The sequence below is a fragment of the Terasakiella pusilla DSM 6293 genome, from assembly GCF_000688235.1.
GTDB lineage: Bacteria > Pseudomonadota > Alphaproteobacteria > Rhodospirillales > Terasakiellaceae > Terasakiella > Terasakiella pusilla.
In genome coordinates this window covers 1-5,166 of sequence record NZ_JHYO01000059.1, presented here as the reverse complement: position 1 = coordinate 5,166, position 5,166 = coordinate 1, and the positions used below count along the sequence as shown (strand labels likewise).

Below are 5,166 nucleotides of genomic sequence, written 5' to 3'. Positions count from 1 at the left end.
GTTCAAATACATCAACAAATTTTACAACCCAAGACGCCGACATTCATATTTGGGAAATATCAACCCTATGAAGTTTAAAATGAAGGCTGCATGACGGAGTTAAAGTATCCTCCACTTTAGTGCAGCGGGTCCAGCCTGATGGTGGGCTCTGATGATTGTGCTGTCTATCATTTGTACTGTATCGGGAACGGCTTTGAAGACCATTTAAGCTCATTTACACGAAAGATAGGATAGTACCTGTGGAGATGCAATTGTGTGACCTCAAAGTTCATTTTTTTCGCACTGCAAGAAACTCACTAGTTCTTAACGGAGCATCAATTGGATGCAGTATATAACCATTTTCCAGATGTTCAGGAAGTAATTCAATTTTAAAGAAATTGAAATCTTCAAGAACGTTAACTTGCAACTGCTCTAAATGATTGGTTTCAATGATGACAAATTGAACCTTTGAAAGCGTCTCTTTTGCGCCTTGAAGAGCTTCTAGTTCATGCCCCTCAATATCAATCTTTATAATATCAAAATCTATATCTTGAAATATTTGATCCAATGGTTTTGATGAAAGTTTGATTTGTTTTCCTTCTGACAAATCATCACCCTCTTGAATAATACGAGAATATCCAGAGTTTGATGTATTCGAACGATCAAGAAATATAACTTCACCGGATTTATTAGAAGCACAAATATTGTACATATTTGTATTTCCGGCTCCACACATAACAAGATTCATTTGAAGGTAAGGAGCAATCGATGGATTGGCTTCTATGCAATGGATTTCATTACAATAGTGAGCGATTTCTCTTGCATGCAGGCCATAGTTAGAGCCGATTTCAAGAATCTTGCTTGATGGGGTGCAGAGATCAATTATAAGTTGCGAAATCCCTCCTTGCCAGCTACCATATTTCTTGAAACATGACGCAATTACATCTCCTTCGTGAGGAATTATAATAGGGCCAATTTTATCCTTAGTTAGGAAATGACCGGGATAGCTAATGTCTTCAATGTAAAATTTAGTTAAAATACGTCTAAAAAATGGATATTTGGCAATTCTTTTCTTCAGTTTCATAGCAAACTCTTTTATATTTTTGCAGTTTTATTAAACAAATTCACATTCTCATATTTGAACAAGGTAAGTACGATTGACGGAAAGGCCTGTAATAAACCTCCCTATCACTCTATTCCATTGATTCCTAAAATTCTTTATAGGTCCATATTAATAAATTTAAAACATCTTAATCTATAGTTTTTTCATTGTGACCTGTTTCGAGAATCCCGGACCATTATGATCTTTTGTTAAGCCGTCTTCATGGTCATTTCCATACAGGCTTGCAGAGGCGTTTTATATCCGATGGCGGAATGCAGCCTCTGTCGATTATAAAATATCTCGATATATTCAAACAAGGCTGCTTTTGCTTCCTTCCTTGTTTTGAAGTGATTTCGCTGGACGCATTCTGTCTTCAGGGAGTTGAAGAAGCTCTCCATCGGTGCGTTATCCCAACAATTTCCCTTGCGGCTCATCGAGGCTTTCATACGGTGCCGCTTGAGGATTTTACGATAATCCTTACAGGCATATTGTACACCACGATCAGAATGATGGATCAACCCTTTCGGCGGTTTTCGGTTCTGGATCGCCATGTTCAAGGCCTTTTCACACAGGGTGCTTTTCAAGTGGTCATCCATGCTTCAGCCGACAATTTCACGGGTTGCCATATCCTTGACGGCGGCTAAATAGAGCCAGCCTTCTTCCGAGTCTATATAAATTATGTCCGCAAGCCAGACCTTGTTTGGTTCAAACACCTCTAATTGGCGATCCAGCAGGTTCGGGGCAATGCGATGGCTGTGATTACTATCCCTTGTTATTGGCCCCAGTTATTGCGTTTTGATTGACGAATATCATGTAAATTCATTAGCTTGCGGATCATGTAGGCTGTGCATTCAATACCTTCCTGCAAGAGCTTGTGAAAGACACGCAAGGGGCCATAGCAGCTTTTGTTTTCTTTAATGACACGACGGATTTCAGCAACGAGATCAAGCTCACGTTTCGCTTTGGCCTGACGGGCACCTTCCGATTTTTGACATGCATGGAACCATGAAGTTGACACCTTAAGAACCCGGCACATGTGGCGAATGGAATAAGCCGTTTTGTGGGCGGAGATAAAAGCATGCTTAGCCATTACTGTTTCCCCGCCCATTGTGCGAAAAAAGAAGATGCTTTGCGCAATATCTCGTTTTCTTCCTCAAGACGCTTGTTCTCCTGACGCAACCGTTTCAACTCCGCAGCTTCTGCCTTTTGACGAGCAACTGCCTCAGCGAAACCGGCAGCTTGTTGTTCAAGTCGCCATGTCTTCAATTGCCCAACAGATATGCCCAGATCGCGGGCAACGGCTGTGGGTTTTGCGCCGTCATCTAAAACTCGGGCAACGGCACAGGCTCTGAATTCCTCAGAATAGGTTTTGCGTTTCGTCATCTTAATTCCTTTCCAGTGATAAAAGTACTTTATCAACTGGTCCGGTATTCTCGAAACAGGTCACAATGTCGTAGAAATGCATCCCGGTTCAGCAGAACATTACCGCAAGATCATTGCCAACCTTCACGATACCCTCTCATAGCTTGAAGACGGGCTTGCCAGAGACGCTGTCTTTGCTGAGTTACGTTCACTTATAGAGAAGATTGTAATCACGCCAACTGGCCCAGAAAAAGGAAGCCCGTGACGATAGACGTTCACGGGGTCCTGGCAGCTTTGTTAGCTGTTAACCACAACACAAGGGGGTGTTGGGCTTTCACGGTCTTAGGGGCCAGATTTACCGTACTCGCTCGCTGCGCTTGCTGCGTCGTTGCCTTTGGCCGAACCGTTGCAATCTGCGCCTTTCAGCGCATCTTGCGCAGCTAAAATATGCCACCCCGACAGCCAGAATCAAAAAAGCCACACTCAAAAGAGTATGGCTTTTTTGATATGGTTGCGGGGGCCAGATTTGAACTGACGACCTTCAGGTTATGAGTTTGAAGTCCAATCTTTATCCCTAAGCCTCAGGAGTGCGTTTAAACATACATTATCTATATAATTCAATGAGCTATAACTTCATGACAAATCCAGTAAACATTCTTAAGTGCTTTTAAGATGAATAAAACATGTTTACCTGATGATGACCCTTTTTATCTCAAAATTCAATCCTATATAAGAAGGCTGGAATATTCAGAATTTATGTTTGCCAGAATCGCAAGGAGACTGAAAGGGTGATAAAGAGAATGTGATTTTTACCCTCTCAATGAGGCTAAGAGGTTCCCATTTAATGTCAATTGGCTACCTTATTCCCACATTTTTTTTGTAACATGTTGTAAATTTTTGAGGATGTCCGTCATCAAAACATTTGAGACCAGAGATCATGATTTTTAAAGGAGGATTGGCCTTTATCTGGGTTTAATCTTAAATGGCTTGATTTTGATAGATCAAGCGTCTTTTAGCGATAGTCTGTTGTTTGATTTTTTCCCTTCTCTTTAAAATAGCCGTAGCCCTGCCAAAGTAGGCATCAGCGGGTGTCACATTGTTCAGGCTTTCGTGATAACGTTCATGGTTGTAATAATCGATGAACTTGCCGATTTGTTGTTCCAGATCGCCAGGCAGGTAATAGTTTTCCAGTAGGATGCGGTTCTTTAGTGTTTGGTGCCATCGTTCAATCTTGCCCTGGGTTTGGGGATGATAAGGTGCGCCTCTGACATGGCTCATGCCCTGATCTTCCAAATAGTCAGCAAGGTCTTCAGCGATATATGAAGCACCATTATCCGACAGAAGCCGAGGTTTATGTTTGACCTTTACCTGATCACAACCGGATGCTTGCAAGGCCAAGCTCAGCGTGTCTTTTACATCACCCGCTTTCATGGTCGTGCAAAGCTTCCAGGCGATAATGTAACGTGAGTAATCGTCTAGAATTGTCGATAAATAATACCAACCCCAGCCAATGATCTTGAAGTAGGTAAAGTCCGTCTGCCACATCTGGTTTGGCGCGTTTGTTTTATCCTTGAACTCATTGGCTGCCTTGATGACCACGTAAGAGGGGCTGGTAATCAGGTCATGGCTTTTGAGCAAACGATAGACCGAACTCTCTGAGACAAAATAGCCCGTTTGGTCGGTGAACTTCACTGCCAGTTCACGGGGTGACAAGGCTGTCTCCTTCAAAGCCAGATCGATGACCCGCTCATGAACTTTTGATGGAATACGGTTCCACACACGGATTGGCGCTGAGGTTCTGTCTTCAAGTTCATCTTCACCTCCAGCTTGATATTTTGCATACCAGCGATAAAAGGTCGCACGGGGAATGCCAAGGCGATCCAAGGTTTGACGAGCGGATAAATGGGATTGCTCAACCAACTTTATGATCTCGCGCTTTTCTGAAGCCGGGTATCTCATTCGTCGTCGCCCCCATCCATTATCATGCTTTTTTTGAGAATACGAATTTCAAGGGCTTGTTCAGCGACCAATTCTTTCAGATCGCTGCTCTCTTGGCGCAAGTCCTTGACTTCATTGGTTGTGGCTGAACGGGCTGTATCCCCAGCTAAGCGTTTTTTGCCAGCCTCCAAGAACTCCTTGGACCAACTGTAATAGAGGCTTTGGGCAATGCATTCTTGGCGACAAAGTTCCGCAATCGAACTCTCACCTCGCAGTCCTTCAAGAACAATGCGGATTTTTTCTTCTGCAGAATGTTGTTTGCGGGTCTTGCGTCGAATGTCCTTGAGGACCTTCGTGGCGGTTTCTTTGGTGTTGGATTTAGCTCTCATCTTCATTCCTTACAGTCATTACGATAAGACCTAAATCCTCCTTTGTTCAAACTATATGTTTGGTCTCATTAGTGCTGAAGGGGAACAATCATGCGGCTACGAACCTCGTAAGCCAGTTACTCGAAAAGGTAATCCGAATAGCCGTGCAACCCGCGTTGAATGGGAGCATGTGATGCCTGCATGGGTATTCGGTCATCAGCGTCAGTGTTGGCAGGAAGGCGGTCGTAAGGCATGTAAGAAGGATCATGGCTTTGCGAAAATGGAAGCCGACCTCCATAATCTTGTCCCGGCTATTGGTGAACTTGCTCCTCTCCCATAATTGATGCCATTGAGGAGTTAGTGAATTAGGCATGGCATGTAACGGCCGTTCTGTCCATCGTGTTCTGGGGTACCCCA

Annotated in this window: 6 protein-coding genes; 1 reads left to right on the top strand and 5 read right to left on the bottom strand. The window is 43.5% G+C overall.

Going from position 1 to position 5,166, the window contains the following annotated elements:
- Positions 1-268: 268 nt before the first annotated feature.
- The 5 genes from Q397_RS0119825 to Q397_RS0119805 form a co-directional block, all read right to left on the bottom strand.
- On the bottom strand, positions 269-1,063 hold the full coding sequence (locus Q397_RS0119825; protein WP_028880869.1) for an FkbM family methyltransferase: 795 nt from the start codon (positions 1,061-1,063) through the stop codon (positions 269-271).
- A gap of 227 nt (positions 1,064-1,290) precedes the next feature.
- Positions 1,291-1,677, bottom strand: a complete 387-nt coding sequence (locus tag Q397_RS25145) for an IS3 family transposase (protein ID WP_051610404.1) — start codon at positions 1,675-1,677, stop codon at positions 1,291-1,293.
- A gap of 176 nt (positions 1,678-1,853) precedes the next feature.
- Positions 1,854-2,171, bottom strand: a complete 318-nt coding sequence (locus Q397_RS25140) for an IS3 family transposase (protein WP_051610401.1) — start codon at positions 2,169-2,171, stop codon at positions 1,854-1,856.
- A complete protein-coding gene (locus Q397_RS0119810) occupies positions 2,171-2,464 on the bottom strand; it encodes a transposase (protein ID WP_028880868.1) in 294 nt (97 codons plus the stop codon). Before Q397_RS0119810 ends, Q397_RS25140 begins: the two co-directional genes overlap by 1 nt.
- Positions 2,465-3,421: 957 nt before the next feature.
- A protein-coding gene (locus Q397_RS0119805; protein ID WP_420864646.1) for an IS3 family transposase occupies positions 3,422-4,770 on the bottom strand; the annotation gives its coding sequence in 2 pieces (ribosomal slippage) (positions 3,422-4,435 and positions 4,438-4,770; 1,347 coding nt in all).
- Positions 4,771-4,825: 55 nt separating this feature from the next.
- On the opposite strand from Q397_RS0119805, the gene Q397_RS0119795 reads away from it, so the two are divergent.
- On the top strand, positions 4,826-5,089 hold the full coding sequence (locus tag Q397_RS0119795; RefSeq protein ID WP_028880865.1) for an endonuclease: 264 nt from the start codon (positions 4,826-4,828) through the stop codon (positions 5,087-5,089).
- Positions 5,090-5,166 lie beyond the last annotated feature (77 nt).